This window comes from Rhodococcus sp. NPDC056516 (assembly GCF_042794655.1).
In the GTDB taxonomy this organism is placed as follows: domain Bacteria; phylum Actinomycetota; class Actinomycetes; order Mycobacteriales; family Mycobacteriaceae; genus Rhodococcus_F.
Genome location: NZ_JBHTTG010000001.1, coordinates 204,168 through 220,360, shown reverse-complemented (window position 1 = coordinate 220,360; position 16,193 = coordinate 204,168). Strand labels below are relative to the sequence as shown.

Genomic DNA, 16,193 nt, shown 5'->3' with positions numbered 1-16,193 from the left:
CGGTCCGGCACCCGAGTTTCGTGGCGCCGAGCGCCGGACCGAGATCGAGGGAGCACCCTGACTTAGCGCTCGCTAAAGGATTACCATCGACGCGACCCGCACGTCAAGAGGAGTTGCCGGGCTTCGAAGCAGATGCTCACCAACGACGGTTCACACGATCAGTAACCTCGCCGGGCCTCAGCCAACCGTTAGTACTTTCGAATGATAGGTTTTCAATCTTCGCCCGAAATGTCTGGAATCGGATAACCTTCCGCCACAAGCAATCCAAGCCACATGGGGATTCGGGACGTGGCACCAATCGATGACAAACAGCAGGGGGACTGACCGGGAGGTTGAGCGTGGACCTGCGATACGTTGCATTCACACGTGCCGACTCGCATTTCTACGACCGAATCAGAACTGCCACTCGACCTGAGACACCGGCTGACCAGCACTTTGTCCCCGCAAAGTCGGTGGAGTGGTCACTCTGGCGGCGCGGCCCCCAAAGCGGACCGTGGAACTACTTCCAACCGCCTGAAAATCCGCTGCCCGAACAGGGATGGAAGATCCACTGCTCCGCTACCCAAGCCAATGCACAGGAACTGCTCGATACCGTTTCCGCGTATTGCGGCCACAATCTGGTGCCGTTCAAATTTCTTCGGACGGCGACAGACCTCATGTTGTCCAACAGCAAGCAGGCCAATCGAACTTCCAGCGGAAAATTCATCACGATCTATCCGCCGGATGGTGTTGCCACACAACGTGTCATCACCGAACTGGACGGGCTTGTCGCGGGTGCCGACGGACCCTACATCCTCAGCGATGTGCGCTGGAACCGTGGACCGCTCTACCTACGATACGGCGCGTACCTGCCCATGCAGACCTACGATTCGTTCGGCGATCGTGTCCCGGCAATTCGGCGTCCTGACGGATCGCTCGAACCAGATCTGCGCGGCACTTCCTTCAGGACTCCCGACTGGGTACAAATCCCTGACTTTGTTCGTGCGCAACAAGACAAACTCAAATCACCAGGTGAGTTCCCCTTCTCGATTCGAGAAGCCCTGCACTTCAGCAACAGTGGAGGAATCTACTCTGCGTTCGACAGCAACGGCGTCAATCTGGTCATCAAAGAAGGCCGTCCCTTTACCGCCCCGGACGCCAACGGCCGGTACGCAATCGACCGGATCCGTAACGAGTACGACAAATTGACTCACCTGGCCGACAACCCGTACCCACCTTCTGCGATCAGCTTGTTCGAGCGCGAGGGACATCACTTCCTTGTCACCGAGCGCGCTCCCGGCACTCCCCTGAATCAGGAAGTTGCACTCCGCTACCCGCTGATACGCGCGGACCAGACACTCGGTTCCCGAACGGAATACAGAACCTGGGCACTCGACATTGCACAACAATTGACTACCGCAGTCGAGAGCTTCCACAACGCTGGAATCGTTCATGCCGACCTTCATCCCGGTAACGTCATGTGCTCAACGTCCGGTATTCGGATCATCGACTTCGAGATGGCCCACAACATCGACGAGCATCCGCCCCGGTCCACCGGGGCCCCCGGATACACAGCACCTCGACAGTTGACAGGAATCGCGGCGGATCGATACTCGTTGGGATGCATCGAGCTGGGACTCTTTGTCCCACTTACTACATTGTTCCCTCTCGATCGCAACAAGATTCCCGAACTCATCGACTACGCGGTGTCTCGATTCGGTCTACCGCGAGCCTTCGGTGCCTCGCTCCATTCGATGCTCGACGTACACGCGCCGGAGCCGGAGAATCGCCCGCAGCGATGGGACACGTCGCGGAGGGAATCTCGGCAACGTACGGAGGCTCGATTGCGCTGCGGCATGCTCGCCTCTCTCGATCTTTCCCGCTCTGATCGACTCTTTCCCGGGGACATCGCCCAGTTCGAGGTGAACGGCTACGGCATTGCGCACGGCTCGTGTGGAAACCTGCTCGCTGATGATCTTCCCACCGATACCTTGGAGTCAGTTCTGGAATGGACTGAACACCAAATTGATTCGGATACGCAGCCACAGTTCGGATTCTTCGACGGACTCGCAGGTGCGGTGCATACCTTTCGGCAACTAGGACGACACTCGACTGCCGACAGATGGGTCGAGACTTTGCGTCGAGCCCCACTCGACGACATCGACTCCAGCCTTTTCAGCGGCCTTTCCGGAATCGGTTGCCTCCTACTCGAGGAATCGGCTTCACGACCGACTGCGTCACCCACTCTCGCTGTCGTGACCGAGACTCTGCGCGAACGAATTTCAGCTGCTCGCGCGCATGTCCGCAACACCGACGAGGCGTCTTGGGCAGTGACCGGCCGAGGTGGGCTGATGCGGGGACCGAGCGGACAAGCGCTGTTCTGGACTCGCCACTACGAACTGAGCGGTGATCCTCGATCGCTGGAACACGCACGCCAGCTCGTCGACATCGATCTGTCGGTGATGTCGATGTGCCCTGACGGGTCGATGCAGCTGCGAGAGGAGCGCCGGACAATGCCGTATCTCGGATCGGGATCGGTCGGTGTGGGCCTGGTACTTCTACAACTTCTGCGCCATGTCGACGAACCGCGTTACGCAACTGCGGTGCGTGCGATATCCCGCGCCGCCACAGTAGAATTCACTGCCCAAGCGGGGCTGGTCAACGGTCGAGCTGGATTGATTCTCTTTCTGGTCGAGCTCTCCAAGACCCCCTATGCCGACTCCGATTGCGAAAGCGCATTGGTCCAACAGTTGGGACTTCTAGGCCTTCACTCCGTCAATCACCAAGGAAGCCTGCACTTTCCAGGCGAGCAAAACCTGAGACTGTCGACAGATTGGGCAACCGGATCTGCAGGAATACTGGCATTGCTCCGACATGCCGGATCGTCAACTGCCCGACAGTCGTTTCCACTGATGTGCGCGTCGAACTGCCACATCTCCTAATTGTTCGGAAGAAATCACCCCCGGAAGATTGGAGCACAGAAGTATCAGGCCAAAAACCTGAAATGAAATCAGCACCGCAAGAATATTCGATCGATCAAATCCATCGGTTAAGATGCCGATCAACAAAGGAAATGACAATGGACGCTATTCTCTCCCTCCAGGATCTGTCAGTCGCCGCCGGCAACGTCGGAGATGCCGGCCAACTCGAGCAGAACGCGGCAATCAGTTCGCTCAGTTTCTTCTGCCTCTGACCTCAGGCCGATACCTCGGAGCAGGTCCGGGGTATCGGCTTTCGGAATCAGTGCATATCACCAAACGAACAGTATTGTTTGATCATGAGACGGATCCACACTTCACCGAGCCGCATACGCCGATGATTTACGCGACCTGGCGGCAATGCCGAGGGCAGATCGTATGGTCAATGGCGGTAATATTTCTCCTGATCCTGACCGTCGCAATTTCAGGGTGGTTCGTTCAGCGTTCAGGCGAGAGTTGGGTTTTCGGAGAAATCTGCTCACGCTGGTACGACGGAGGTGGCGGTTGCCGCGCCGACACCGCTCTCACCTTGACGACGCTTGTCGCACTCCTGCTTCCCTTCGCCTCAGGAATGCTGGTCGGCGTCACCACATTCGCCCGAGACTTCGAGCAAGGCCCCGAAAACCTCGATTTTCTCGAGTCCACCAGCCTTGTTCGATGGTATTTCTTGCGGGTCCTGGTGGTCTTCGTTCCCATCACCCTGGGGCTGGCAGTCCTGGGCCTGGTGCTCGGCTGGACCCATTCGCTGGGCCGGGGAGCAACCGCAACAGATGAAATGACCTCGTTCTCGTTGATGGAGTTCCCCAATTTTCACACGACGGGAATCGTCCTCGGCGCCTACACCTTTGTCGCCATGGTCACCGGCAGCGCGGCCGCATTGCTCGTACGCAACACCGTCGTCGCGATGGTCACGACCCTTCTCGTGTTCTTGATCGTGCCCGTCGCGTTGAGCGCAATGGTCCGCGAGCATTACACGGCTCCCGACATCGAAGTCCAACCCATCGACGGACGGGCACGTGCCGCAGAATACGCACCGTCTCCGTACCAAAATCTCGACTCGAGGTGGGTCATCGGTGCCGGCTTCGCCGATATGGACAGCAACATGATCGACGCCGACTACTCAGTGTGCAGGGGCTCGGATACTTCCGATCAAAAGCAGCGAGACCGCGAGATCGACGACTGCCTTCGAGAACAGGGAATCGATCACTATGCCGTGGTCTATCACCCGCAGAGCCGGTACTGGCAATTTCAGTTCATCGAGACTGCCGTGATGCTGTTGTGCTCCGGGTTGATGGTGGCGCTCGCACTCGTCGGCGCACGTGGACTACGTCGGCGACCCGCCCATAAGCGAATGTCTGAAATGTCGAAATCGATTTGATAGCAGCAAGTTTCGATCCACATTCCCCTGTGTTCGAAACTTTGTTCGATTAAACTTTCGGCATGGACAGTCGAGAAGCGTGGCAACTGGATGGCGAGGGCCTCAAGAGTGAGGTTCTCGATCTGGTGCGTGTCCGGCACGAGTTGCAATCGCGGATGGTGCTGTTGATCGTGGAGATGTTTTCCCGGGAGACTGTGGTCGGGAAGGGTTTTCGGGCGATCGCGCAGTGGTTGCATGGTTCGACGAATCTGGAGATCGGTGAGTGCAGTCTGCTGGTCAGTCTGGCGCGGTTGTTGTTGCTCGAACCTGTTGTCGCGGATGCGTTTCACCGGGGTGACGTGGATGCGTTGAAGGCTCGTCAGGTGGCGTCGTTTTGTCAGCATCCGCCGAAGAACATGACGCCGGCGGATGTGGACAAGGCCCGCCGGATTCTGCTTGACCTGGCGTCGAAGAACATTGCGGATTGTGATGCGGTGCGGGCGGCGATCCGGCGGATCGAGAAGCAGTTCGGCAAACGTGAGGACGGTGTTCCTGTGGGTGAGGATTCGGAGCGTAATGAGTTCTATGCCTCGAAAGGTTTGTACGGGCGGGTCAGCGTGAAAGGCGATTTGGATGCGGTCAACGGGGCGCGTTTGATCACGTTGTTGTCGAGTTTGTCGGCGCCGACGCCGGAGAAGGACGGCGTGAAGGACACGCGTACTCCGGCGTTACGACGGGCGGATGGGTTCTGTGAACTGTTGCGGCGGTACGAGCGGGCGGGGTTGGGTCCGATCGAGGGCGGAGTGAAACCGCACATCACTGTCACGGCCAGCGCGAAAGACATGACGGATATGCAGGCGCTGAAGGATCTACTGCCGTCGACTCAGGAACTGGGGTTCGCGTGGACGGATTGGGTGGGACCGATCAGCATCGACACCGCCCGAATGTTGGCCTGCGACTGCACGGTCACCCGGATTCTGTTGGATGAGAACGGTGTTCCGCTCGACTGCGGTAAGGAAGCGAGAACCGCGACAGTATCCCAACGGCGGGCGTTGGCCGTCCGTGATGGTGGGTGCGCGTTTCCGAGGTGCGGAACTCCATCAGGGTGGTGCGATGCCCATCATATCGTTCACTGGAACGATGGTGGCCCAACAGATCTCGACAACCTGATCTTGTTGTGCGGTCATCATCATCGGACGATGCACCACACCGAATGGCGGGTCGAGATCGGCCCCGACCGAAAAACAGTGTTCTATCCACCGATGTCGATCGATCCGCATCAACAGCCGATCGGCGGGAACAGCCCACCGACAGCGGCGTGAATCGCGACAATCGAACACATCAGCACCGGGGCATCACCATGCCCCGGTGCTCGAGGTACGTTCAGGTCAGATCCCGGCCCTGCGCACGAGAGCGTCAGTAGCAGAAGGGGATACAACATCGATCGCCCGGAGAAGCCCCGCATATCGCGGATACATCTCGGCGGGGCGAGTATTGATCGCCCGCAAGATCCACGACGCAGCTTGATCGGCTGTCAGCGCCGGCTGGCTCACGTAATCTGCCGTCGGCGCGATCATCGGTGTTCGTATGAGCGGGAATTGCACTGTGGTGACATCGACGCCGGTGCCGTGACACTCCGCTCCGAGGCTTCGGCCGAAGGCACTGAGCGCAGACTTCGACGCGTGATAGGCGCTGAACCTGGGCATCACCCCGGCAGTAACTCCCCAGGTTCCGACGTTGATGATGTGTCCGGATTTCGCCTCGAGCATCGCGGGCAGCAGACGCAGCGTCAGTCGTGTAGGTCCGAAATAGTTCAGTGCCATGGTGCGCTCGTAGTCGTGGAATCGGTCGACCGAATCCAACGCGGTACGCCGGATCGAGCGACCCGCATTGTTGACGAGTATGTCGACCGACCCGAATCGATCGGCGATGGTCTCCGCGAGTTCGTCCACAGCTTCCCCTCGCGAGAGGTCCGCTGGCACGATGTGCGCCCACCCTCCCTGGCGGTGGATATCGTCCCGCACGTGTTCGAGGTTTTCCTCACCACGCGCGACCAGGATCATCTCGGCTCCTCGGCGGGCCAGGAGGTGGGCAGTCGCCTCACCGATCCCCGAGGAGGCTCCCGTCAGAACGATTGTCTTGTCGGAGAGCGTGACGCCACGCGACGGAACAAGTGAGCGCAGACGCGTCGGCGGACTCAATGCAAGATTGCTGAGAATCGATCTGATCACGTCGGCCTCGGTTCGATCTTCGCGTGCGATTCGGTGCGAACCCGTCCCTGAACAGCCCACTTCGGACGCACCGCGGAAATTACTCAAAAGTAAGTTATGGCGCCGTTTCGGCCGTGTCAAGAATTCGTCGAGATCCAGGAGTATCTGCCACTAGCTTTTCCTGATACCTCGGGTTACATTAAATCCAGACCGAGTGCCAGCGATCACACAACCGGCCCTCGATTCCACCGAATACCGCGAGAAACACCAGCGGTGACCGAAACGAAGAGGAGACGCCATGACGCTCACATCGCCGCTCGACAAGCGCGCAGAAGCATCCGACGACTCGTACAACGAGACGCTTCGACTCCTGTCCGAGGGCTCGGTGCACAAGCACTTCGACCCGTACCTCGACATCGACTGGGATTCCCCCGAGTTCGCCGTCGTCCCGAACGATCGCCGCTGGATCCTCCCGGCCGAGACAGACCCGCTGGGTGCACACCCCTGGTACCAGGCGCAGTCCGAGGCCAAGCAGATCGAAATCGGCATGTGGCGCCAGGCCAACGTCGCGAAGGTCGGTCTCCAGTTCGAGAACATCCTGATCCGCGGCATGATGCAGTACGTCTTCTCGCTGCCCAACGATTCGGCCGAGGCACGCTACTGCACGCACGAGTCCGTCGAAGAGTGCAACCACACGATGATGTTCCAGGAGATGGTCAACCGCATCGGTGCCGACGCTCCAGGCATGAGCCGTCCGATGAAGATGCTTGCACCCTTCATCCCCCTCGCCGCGGGTCCGTTCCCCGAACTGTTCTTCGTCGGTGTCCTCGCCGGTGAAGAGCCGATCGACCACATCCAGAAGAGCATCCTGCGCGCCGGCGGCCAGATCCACCCGATCATGCAGTCGGTCATGGCCATCCACGTGGCCGAGGAAGCGCGCCACATCTCGTTCGCGCACAAGCTTCTGAGCCGTCGCATCCCGCTGATGTCACGCCCGAACCGGTTTGTCCTCTCGCTGCTGTTCCCGATCGTCATGCGCATTCTCTGTGACGCCATCGTCATCCCGCCGAAGTCCTTCTGGAAGCAGTTCGACATCCCCAAGTCCGTGAAGAAGGACCTGTTCTGGGATCTGCCCGAATCGCGTCAGACCCTGCGCAACTACTTCGGTGACGTCCGCATGCTGGCCACCGACACCGGACTGATGAACCGTGCCTCGCGCTTGGTGTGGAAGGCCTGCAAGATGGACGGCCGCGCATCACGCTTCCGTAGCGAACCTCACCGCAGCTCGCACAACGCCGCCGCGTAGCTCCCGGACAGTCGAGATCGGACTCATAGCGCCATGCCACACGTAGTCACGCAGTCCTGTTGCAGCGACGCCTCGTGCGTCTACGCCTGCCCGGTCAACTGCATCCATCCGACGCCGGACGAGCCGGACTTCCTCACCGCCGAGATGCTGCACATCGATCCGCAGGCCTGCGTCGACTGCGGGGCATGCGTCTCTGCCTGCCCGGTCGACGCCATCGTCCCCGAGTCGAAGCTGACCGACCCGCAGCGGGTCTTCCTGTCCATCAACGCGGACTTCTACAAGGAAGAGCGGCCTCGGCCACTTCTCGCCAAGGTCATCCCGGCAGCCCATGTCGACAAGGGCCGCCCGCCGTTGCGAGTAGCGATCGTCGGTTCCGGTCCGTCCGCGATGTACGCCGCGGACGAGTTGCTGACGCAGCCCGATGTGCAGGTCAACGTCTTCGATCGCCTTCCGGTCCCGTACGGCTTGGTCAGAGCCGGCGTTGCTCCGGATCATCAGAAGACCAAGCAGGTCACCCGCCTGTTCGACAAGATCGCCGCGCAAAAGGGTTTCGAGTTCTACCTCAACGTCGAGATCGGCAAGCACATCTCGCACAGCGAACTGCTCGAAAATCACCATGCGGTGCTCTACGCAGTCGGCGCATCGTCCGACCGTGGTCTCGGCATTCCGGGTGCTGATCTGCCTGGCACGGCCTCGGCCACCGACTTCGTGGCCTGGTACAACGGCCACCCCGATCACGCAGACGACGTCTTCGACCTCTCGCATCGCCGCGCGGTCATCATCGGAAACGGAAATGTCGCCCTCGACGTCGCTCGCATCCTGACGGCCGATCCCGAGAAGTTGGCGGGTACCGACATCTCCGCTCACGCACTCGCCGCTCTGCGGAAGAGTCGTGTCGAAGAAGTTGTCATCGTGGGTCGCCGCGGAATCGCGCAGTCAGCGTTCACAGTTCCCGAGTTCACCGGTCTGATGGCACTGCCGGACATCGAACTGTCCGTCGGACCCGACGACATGGTTCTCGACTCGGCAACCGAAGAACTGGCAAAACGCGGCGAGCTTCCACACGCCGTCGAGCAGAAGTTGCGTCTACTCGAAGCCCTGAAAAACCGCGATCACGTCGACGTCGGCAACAAGCGCATCACGTTGCGCTACCTGCTCACGCCGACGTCTATCACCGGCGACGACCAGGTCAGTGGAATCGAATTCGCTCGCAACGCCCTGGTCGACGTCAACGGAACCGTGCAGATCGAGGCGACCGGCGATACCGAGACCATCGACGCCGGGCTCGTTCTCACCTCGATCGGCTACCGCGGAGTGCCCATCGCCGGCGTCCCGTTCGACGAGCGTGGTTCGGTCATTCCGAACGAGCACGGCCGCGTCCTCGAGGCTCCGAACGGTGATCCCGCCACCGGCGTCTACGCAACCGGATGGATCAAGCGTGGACCGAGTGGGTTCATCGGCACCAACAAGTCCTGTGCGCAGGAAACCATCAGGATGCTCGTCGACGACTTCAACGACGGCCGCTTGACCAACCCTGTCGCCGACGACTCCGCCGTCGATCGTCTGGTTCGAGCTAGGCAGTCCGATGTCGTCGACCGCGAGGGTTGGCACTCCATCGACAAGGCAGAGTTGGAACGCGGCGCTGCACACGATCGCGTCCGCGAGAAGATTCTCGATCAAGGCGAGGTCACGTCGATCCTCCAAGCCGCAGCTCGGGTGAAGCCGGCCCGTCGATTCGGTCGACCCGTTCGCGCTCGCTGATCCACCACAGGTAAACAGCTACTTTCACGCACACAGCCCCGCCTGCAGACTCGTCTGCCCGGCGGGGCTGTCTGCGTTGAGCCAGGCGTCCCACTCAGCGAAAATTTTTGCCCGTCAGCGGCGGAAATCGTGTAATACTGCAACCTGTTCCAGTAAGCGGCACAGCGGGCCACGATCTCAGGATCAGGCGCGCCAACCAGATGAGGATTGCATGAGCGAGACTGCAACGCCGGCGCCGAACGGGAGTGTGACACCTGCAGTAGAGGGTTGGTTCACCATCGGCGACGAACCTGCTCTGATCGGCACGAAGTGCCAATCCTGCGGCACCATTTCCTTCCCTCGTGAGGCGACGTTCTGCAAGAACCCGAGCTGCTTCAGCGAGGAGTTCGACGACGTGGAACTCTCCCGCCGCGGCACCGTCTGGTCGTACACCGACGCGCAGTACCAGCCGCCACCGCCGTACATCCCGCGCTCGGATCCATACGAGCCCTTCGCTCTGGCAGCAGTCGAGCTGCCTGAGGGCATCGTCATCCTCGGCCAGGTGGCCGACGGTTACGGCGTCGACGATCTCAAGGTCGGCAATACCGTCGAATTGGTTGTCGAGCCGCTGTACACGGACGAAACCGGAGTTCGTACGACGTGGCGCTGGAAGCCTGTCGCCGCCGATCAGGAGTCGCAGTCATGAGCAAGGACGTCGCAGTACTCGGTGTGGGCATGCACCCCTGGGGCAAGTGGGGCCAGTCGTTCGTGAAGTACGGCGTTGCCGCCGCTCGCGCCGCGCTCGCCGATTCGGGTGTCGACTGGCAGGACGTCGACTTCATCGTCGGCGGCGAGACCGTCCGCAACGGGTACGGCGGATACGTCGCCGGAGCCACCTTCGCCCAGGCACTCGGCTGGAACGGCGCTCGCGTCGCCACGTCGTACGCCGCGTGTGCGACGGGTGCCCAGGCACTCGACACCGCCCGCGCTCGAATCCTGGCCGGCCTCAGTGAGGTTGCGCTGGTCGTCGGCGCCGACACCACACCCAAGGGTTTCCTCGCTCCCGTTGCCGGTGAGCGTTGGGACGACCCGGACTGGCTGCGCTTCCGCCTCATGGGTATGACCAACCCGGCGTACTTCGCGCTCAACGCGCGTCGTCGCATCGACCTCTACGGCGCAACCGCTGAGGACTTCGCCAACGTGAAGGTCAAGAACGCCAAGCACGGCCTAGCCAACCCGAATGCGCGCTACCGCAAGGAAGTCACCGTCGAGAACGTGTTGGCCTCCCCCGTGGTGTCCAATCCCCTGCACCTGCTCGACATCTGCGCGACGTCGGACGGCGGCGCCGCAATCTTGCTGACGTCGATGGAATACGCCCGCAAGATGGGCATCGCGGAACCTGTTCGAATCAAGGCTATTTCGACAGTCACGCCGACGTTCCCGCAGACGATCATGGACATGCCGAACTTCTCCACCGATTCCAGCTCCGCCGTCCCCGCGCCGGAGCGCACGTTCAAGGAATCCATCGGCTACGCCGCGTACGAAGAAGCCGGGATCTCTCCCGAGGATGTCGACGTCGCCGAGGTTTACGACCTCGCCACCTCGGTGGAACTGGACTGGATCGAAGACCTCGCCCTGTGCAAGCGAGGCGAGGCCGAGCACCTACTGCGTGCGGGTGACACCAGCATCGGGGGCCGCATTCCGGTCAATCCGTCCGGCGGTCTCGCGTGCTTCGGCGAAGCTGTTCCCGCACAGGCACTTGCGCAGGTCTGCGAGCTCACCTGGCAGCTTCGTGGGCAGGCCGAAGGCCGTCAGGTCGACGGTGCTCGCATCGGCATCACCGCCAACCAGGGCCTGTTCGGCCACGGCTCCTCGGTGATCGTTTCCGCCTGACCCTGTTCTGCTTTCGTGGCGGTCGCTCACTCAACCGTGAGCGGCCGCCACGATCACGTCTGCCACTGCCCCTGGCTGTGAAACCAGCGAGGCATGAGACGTCGGGAGTTCGCTGGTGTTCGCGCCCATGCGATTTGCCATGAAGCGCTGCGCCGTCGCCGGGATCACGCGATCCTCACCGGCGACCAAATACCAGCTCGGCGTGTTCGCCCAGGACGGCGGTCCGCCGAGTTCGAGGTTCGCCCACAAAGCCGCGGACTTCTGATGTGCCAACATCGTTGCCGCTGTCTCGTCGGAAACATCCTGAGCGAAGACGGAATGGAAATACTCGTCAGTGACGTAGCCGTCGACGTTCTTACCGCCGATCGCGTGAGGATCGTCCACGATCTTCAATCCCAACGCCGGAGGCAGCAATTGACTGCCTGGGAACCTGATGGGATCGATCGTGATCTGCACCGGCTCACCTTGCACCGGAGCAAACGCCGCGATGTACACCAACGACTGAACCTTCGGGTCGTGGACATTGGTGATCACCGCGCCGCCGTACGAGTGGCCGACGAGCACGACAGGCCCGTCGATGTCCGCAACCGTCTTCTCGATCACGGATGCGTCGTAAGCGGGCCCGCGTAGAGGATTGTCCGGCACCACGACTCGATAGCCACGCGAACGGAGGTCGGCGGCAACGCCGTCCCAACTGGTCGCGTCGGCAAAGGCGCCGTGAACGAGAACGACAGTTGGCATGGGACTTGCCACCGCGGCACCAGAGCCGAAGATCAGTCCGGCCGCAACTGTCATGAGCAACGCCAGAACTGCTGTGAATACACGTGAGATCTTCATGCGTTTCCTTCACTCTCGTCGAAAAGCGAGAAACTGCGGTAAGCCGGGACATGCCCGTTTCGATCCTAGAAATACCTGGTGCGACGGACGTGACTGTCCGTGCAGACTTCTGGGCTCACACTGCACAACTTCTGGTTGAGCGTCCGCATCGCGGGGTATCAGGGCTGCATGGCTTTGCTCCTGGATACAGCCGTGCTGGAGCCTGACCAACGCACGGACGCCTTTGTCGACGCGATGGGTCGTGCCTCGGTTCCGTGCGCAATCCACTTGGAGACCCCGGAACGGGTGAGCGCAAGAATGAACGTGTGGAACCTCGGTGCAGCATCACTGTTCCGCTCCGAGTCGACTGGTATGCGGTTGACCCGAACACCACGCCACCTCCGGTCCGCGTCGATGCCCGTCCTTGCGATTGCCCTGCAGGAGAGCGGGATCGGCCATCTAGACCAACACGACGAACAACGCAGAGTGCCCGCCGGTGAACTGCTGATGACGGACCTGACGTCGACCTACGATTTCTCCTGGTCGGGAACGGGCGCTTCCCAGTGCCTCTACGTTCCGATGGATCGGCTGGGATTGCCGATCGAGACCGTCCGCGACGCAGCGACCCGGCCTCACCACAGCAATCTGTACCCCTTGATGATCGCGCACGTTCGCGAATTGTTCCGCTGCGCCGACCTGTTGGACACCGATCCCGCGGCCGAACAACTGGGTGAGGCTTCGATCGAACTCGCGCGCGCGTTGGTCACCTCCATCGCGCATTCCAATCCCGACGCTTCGGCCCCGAGATCGACACTCGCCGCGGCTTCGATCCGTCGATACATCCGCGAACACCTTCACGATCCAGCACTGCATCCCGCACGAATTGCTCACGCCCACAACATCTCACTGCGACAGCTGTACAAGATCTGCTCGGACAACGGATTTCGGATCGAGCAGTGGATCATCACCCAGCGTCTGCAAAAAGCTCGCGAAGAACTTCGTGGACCGGCCACCGCCGACCTGCCGATCGCGACCATCGCGCACCGGGCGGGCTTTGTCGACGCCGGCCACTTCAGCCGACGCTTTCGGCTGGCCTACGGAATCAGCCCGACTCGTTGGCGTCAGCTCCGCGATTCAAGTAGCGCCACAACGTCTGACTGACCACGACTTTCGGCATTGTCCAACGCGGTCTTTCCTGACGCATCCCGGATCGAGGGATCTGCCCCAGCGTCGAGGAGCTGAGTGATCACATCGATATAGCGCGCGGAACCGTCGCCGTACACAACGGCTTCGAGTAGCGCCGTCCACCCCGGATCATTGACGTGATTGACCGGGACCCCGGCAGCGATCAGCATCCGGACGGTCTCGACATGAGCGTGTTCACTCGCGGGAATCAGAGCCGTACCGCCGTAACGGTTCACGCTGCCGACGTCCGCGCCGTGGGCGAGCGTGAGCGCCAGAATCTCGTTCAATCCCTCAGCTCCGGAATACAGGAAGGCCGAATCCTGCATGGAATCCTTCGCGTTCACGTCTGCACCGGCAAGAATCAACGTGGACGCCGCAGCGACGGCGTTGTTCTTGGTGGCCTCGACGAGCGGAGTCCGATCGTCCTGATCGCGGGCTTCGATGTTCGCACCGGAAGCCAGGGCAGCGGTGATCGCTGCCGGATCATTGCGGTCCACCGCATCGAAGAGTGCCCGTTCGGATTCCGGCGTCGACGGCGGCTTGGCATCTGCAGGCGGTGCCGTCGCTGACGACGACGCGGTGGTGGGCGCAACCGAGGTGTCGGAAGAACTGCAACCCACCAAGGCTCCGGTTACCGACGCTACGATTATTCCGCCTGTGAGGACAGCTCTCGACATCCGCTTCATGGAACCAGTCTTCCACAGCCGGCCGAATGGCCCGAGAATCACAGATAGGGCGACATCTTCAACATCGATCGTCTCACCACCGGTTTGATCGCCGGAATGATCCACCGTTTCCAGCCGAGCGTGGCTGCGATGTCGGCGGTGATGTCGTCGAAGCTACGGCTCTGATACCGCAACAGCCGCTGACTCTCTTCGGTATCCACCCAGTCCGTCACATATTCGTTGCCGCTGAAAGCTCTCTCGGGCAACGGTTCCAACCCCATGGCGCCAAGCATCCTCGCCAGATAGTCACGGTAGGTCACCTGACAGGACTCACCACCACCGACAAACAGCACCCGGCCCCACACCTGTGGCGTCTCCAGTGCGTTGGCGAGAGCGACGGCCGCATCATCTGGGTGCAGCACCTCGATCCTGTTGTCCAAGCCGATCTCGAACATGATGGGATCGGCCCCACGTGCGGCGATGATCGGAACGTCGGCGAACCGCGGGATGAACCACGTCAGACCGGACTCTCGCACTATGCGTTCGGCTTCGATCTTCTGGGCTGTGTAACCATCCGTCGCCTCGAGTGGATCATCCACTCTACGAGGCGGTTTCCGATCCATCGTTCGACCGTGAACATCGAATGTCGACGCGAAGAGAACTTTCGGTGGACCGCTCTGCGCCAGCGCTGCCGTGACGACGTTACGAGTTCCCTCGACATTGACCTTCGCCGCACCAGCAACGTCGAGTTCACTGGCAGGCGGAATGACTGCGGCCAAGTGAACTACGACATCTACCCCTGCCACCGCGGCCTCGACGGTCTGGTAGTCACGAATGTCGCCCCAGATCGTCTCGATCCCGTGAAAGGCGGTCGCCCGCTTGCGATCATCGGGAGTTGCCAGCGCAAGACAACGAACGTCGTGACCTCTGCGCACGAGTTCCGTCAGAACGTGCGAACCGATGTTCCCGAAGGCTCCCGTCAAGAGCACCTTCATGATCGGATGGTGCCTCGCCCGGCGATGAGGGGAAGATCCAGCGCTGAAACGAGCCCGGCTTCGATGTCGTCGAGCATCGGAATGGCGTTGATCGCTCGCATTCCCGTCGCCAGGCATCCTCCGGTGATCGGATCTCCGTCGAGCGCCCCACGGAACGCGGTCTCCTGCGTGATGTCCGGACTGCCTTTGATGATCACGCGGTAGACGTCGTTCTCCACGGAAGTTGCTCTGGGCCAGTGTGTTGCGGCATCGTTGGTGATGCGGTTGACGTGCTCGATCACGATCTTCGCCTCGTCACCCACCCAACCGCGGATCTCGAATCGCACTGCGGCACATTGACCGGGTTCGATGACACCGAACGGATACGTGATCGGCTCGGTGGCGGCCCACTTCTCGTACACGGTGTCGATACGGTCCAACTTGACTCCGACGGCGTCGGCGATCATCGGAATGGTGTGACCCCAGGCGAAGATCAACACCTCGGGAATCTCGAGTACCGCCGGAGTATCGACCGACACGCCGATTCCCATCGTGGAGCTGTAGTCGCCTGCATAGTTCGCGTAGTCCAACAGTTCCTGCACGCGGACGCTGTCCACCCGGCCACAGACGCCCATGAGCGTCAACGGGAAGAGATCGTTGGCAAATCCCGGATCGATTCCCGTGGTGAAGCACGACTTTCCGCTTTCACGACAAGCCTTTTCGAGGTCCTCCAGCATTTCTTTCGGGCACACCTGCGGGTAGACCAACGGCGTCATCGACGTCGACACCACATGCTTACCTGACAGCAGAGAGCGAGACATGTTCGCGATGTTCTCGATGGCGAATTCAGCAGTCGGACCGAAGTATGCAACCGCGTCGGCATCGACGGCGAGTGCTGCCTCGCTGTCGATCGTGGCGGCCAACCCCACCGGCTCGACTCCGATGAGTGTGCCGACGTCGACGCCGTCCTTCTCCGGGTTGTGCACGATCACGCCGACCAGTTCGAATTCGGGATGATCGAGCAGTTCGCGGATGACCAACTTCCCCACGACGCCCGTTCCCCAGACGATGACCTTGTGTTTCATTGCAG

13 protein-coding genes are annotated in these 16,193 nt (G+C 61.0%); 8 read left to right on the top strand and 5 right to left on the bottom strand.

All coding sequences use genetic code 11. The annotated features are described in order from the left end of the window. Positions 1-338 precede the first annotated feature (338 nt). From lanKC to ACFQ6Y_RS00965, 3 genes are all read left to right on the top strand, one after another. A complete protein-coding gene (gene lanKC, locus ACFQ6Y_RS00975) occupies positions 339-2,921 on the top strand; it encodes a class III lanthionine synthetase LanKC (protein ID WP_378627920.1) in 2,583 nt (860 codons plus the stop codon). Between the two features lie 421 nt (positions 2,922-3,342). Next, complete coding sequence (locus tag ACFQ6Y_RS00970) at positions 3,343-4,335, top strand: hypothetical protein (RefSeq protein WP_378627917.1); 993 nt, start codon at positions 3,343-3,345, stop codon at positions 4,333-4,335. Between the two features lie 62 nt (positions 4,336-4,397). Next, entirely contained in the window at positions 4,398-5,636 is a 1,239-nt protein-coding gene (locus ACFQ6Y_RS00965; protein ID WP_378627914.1) for a DUF222 domain-containing protein, read from the top strand. 66 nt (positions 5,637-5,702) lie between these two features. On the opposite strand, the gene ACFQ6Y_RS00960 is transcribed toward ACFQ6Y_RS00965, so the two are convergent. Further along, positions 5,703-6,545, bottom strand: a complete 843-nt coding sequence (locus tag ACFQ6Y_RS00960; RefSeq protein ID WP_378447553.1) for an SDR family oxidoreductase — start codon at positions 6,543-6,545, stop codon at positions 5,703-5,705. A 277-nt stretch (positions 6,546-6,822) separates the two neighbouring features. Between ACFQ6Y_RS00960 and ACFQ6Y_RS00955 the strand changes: the two genes are divergently transcribed. From ACFQ6Y_RS00955 to ACFQ6Y_RS00940, 4 genes are all read left to right on the top strand, one after another. Beyond that, positions 6,823-7,830 carry a diiron oxygenase gene (locus ACFQ6Y_RS00955; protein ID WP_214880718.1) on the top strand — a complete coding sequence of 336 codons (1,008 nt, stop codon included), beginning with the start codon at positions 6,823-6,825 and terminating at the stop codon, positions 7,828-7,830. Positions 7,831-7,863: 33 nt separating this feature from the next. Continuing rightward, positions 7,864-9,591, top strand: coding sequence for an FAD-dependent oxidoreductase (locus ACFQ6Y_RS00950; protein ID WP_378627911.1), 1,728 nt, complete (start codon positions 7,864-7,866; stop codon positions 9,589-9,591). A 211-nt stretch (positions 9,592-9,802) separates the two neighbouring features. Continuing rightward, on the top strand, positions 9,803-10,276 hold the full coding sequence (locus tag ACFQ6Y_RS00945; RefSeq protein ID WP_378627909.1) for a Zn-ribbon domain-containing OB-fold protein: 474 nt from the start codon (positions 9,803-9,805) through the stop codon (positions 10,274-10,276). Continuing rightward, on the top strand, positions 10,273-11,463 hold the full coding sequence (locus tag ACFQ6Y_RS00940; protein ID WP_378530612.1) for a lipid-transfer protein: 1,191 nt from the start codon (positions 10,273-10,275) through the stop codon (positions 11,461-11,463). Before ACFQ6Y_RS00945 ends, ACFQ6Y_RS00940 begins: the two co-directional genes overlap by 4 nt. A 30-nt stretch (positions 11,464-11,493) precedes the next feature. On the opposite strand, the gene ACFQ6Y_RS00935 is transcribed toward ACFQ6Y_RS00940, so the two are convergent. Then, positions 11,494-12,300 (bottom strand): alpha/beta fold hydrolase, encoded by an 807-nt coding sequence (locus ACFQ6Y_RS00935; protein WP_378627906.1) that lies wholly within the window; start codon positions 12,298-12,300, stop codon positions 11,494-11,496. Between the two features lie 99 nt (positions 12,301-12,399). Between ACFQ6Y_RS00935 and ACFQ6Y_RS00930 the strand changes: the two genes are divergently transcribed. Beyond that, positions 12,400-13,440 carry a helix-turn-helix domain-containing protein gene (locus ACFQ6Y_RS00930; RefSeq protein ID WP_378627902.1) on the top strand — a complete coding sequence of 347 codons (1,041 nt, stop codon included), beginning with the start codon at positions 12,400-12,402 and terminating at the stop codon, positions 13,438-13,440. Here the strand turns inward: ACFQ6Y_RS00930 and ACFQ6Y_RS00925 are convergent. Genes ACFQ6Y_RS00925 through ACFQ6Y_RS00915 form a run of 3 tightly spaced genes read right to left on the bottom strand, consistent with a single transcriptional unit; the run spans position 13,401 to position 16,188 of the window. After that, positions 13,401-14,150, bottom strand: coding sequence for an ankyrin repeat domain-containing protein (locus ACFQ6Y_RS00925; protein ID WP_378627898.1), 750 nt, complete (start codon positions 14,148-14,150; stop codon positions 13,401-13,403). The two genes, ACFQ6Y_RS00930 and ACFQ6Y_RS00925, sit on opposite strands and share 40 nt — an antisense overlap. A gap of 38 nt (positions 14,151-14,188) precedes the next feature. Next, on the bottom strand, positions 14,189-15,124 hold the full coding sequence (locus tag ACFQ6Y_RS00920; RefSeq protein WP_378627895.1) for an NAD-dependent epimerase/dehydratase family protein: 936 nt from the start codon (positions 15,122-15,124) through the stop codon (positions 14,189-14,191). Further along, positions 15,121-16,188: a dihydrodipicolinate reductase gene (locus ACFQ6Y_RS00915; RefSeq protein WP_378627891.1), complete on the bottom strand. Its 1,068-nt coding sequence runs from the start codon at positions 16,186-16,188 to the stop codon at positions 15,121-15,123. Before ACFQ6Y_RS00915 ends, ACFQ6Y_RS00920 begins: the two co-directional genes overlap by 4 nt. Positions 16,189-16,193: the final 5 nt, after the last annotated feature.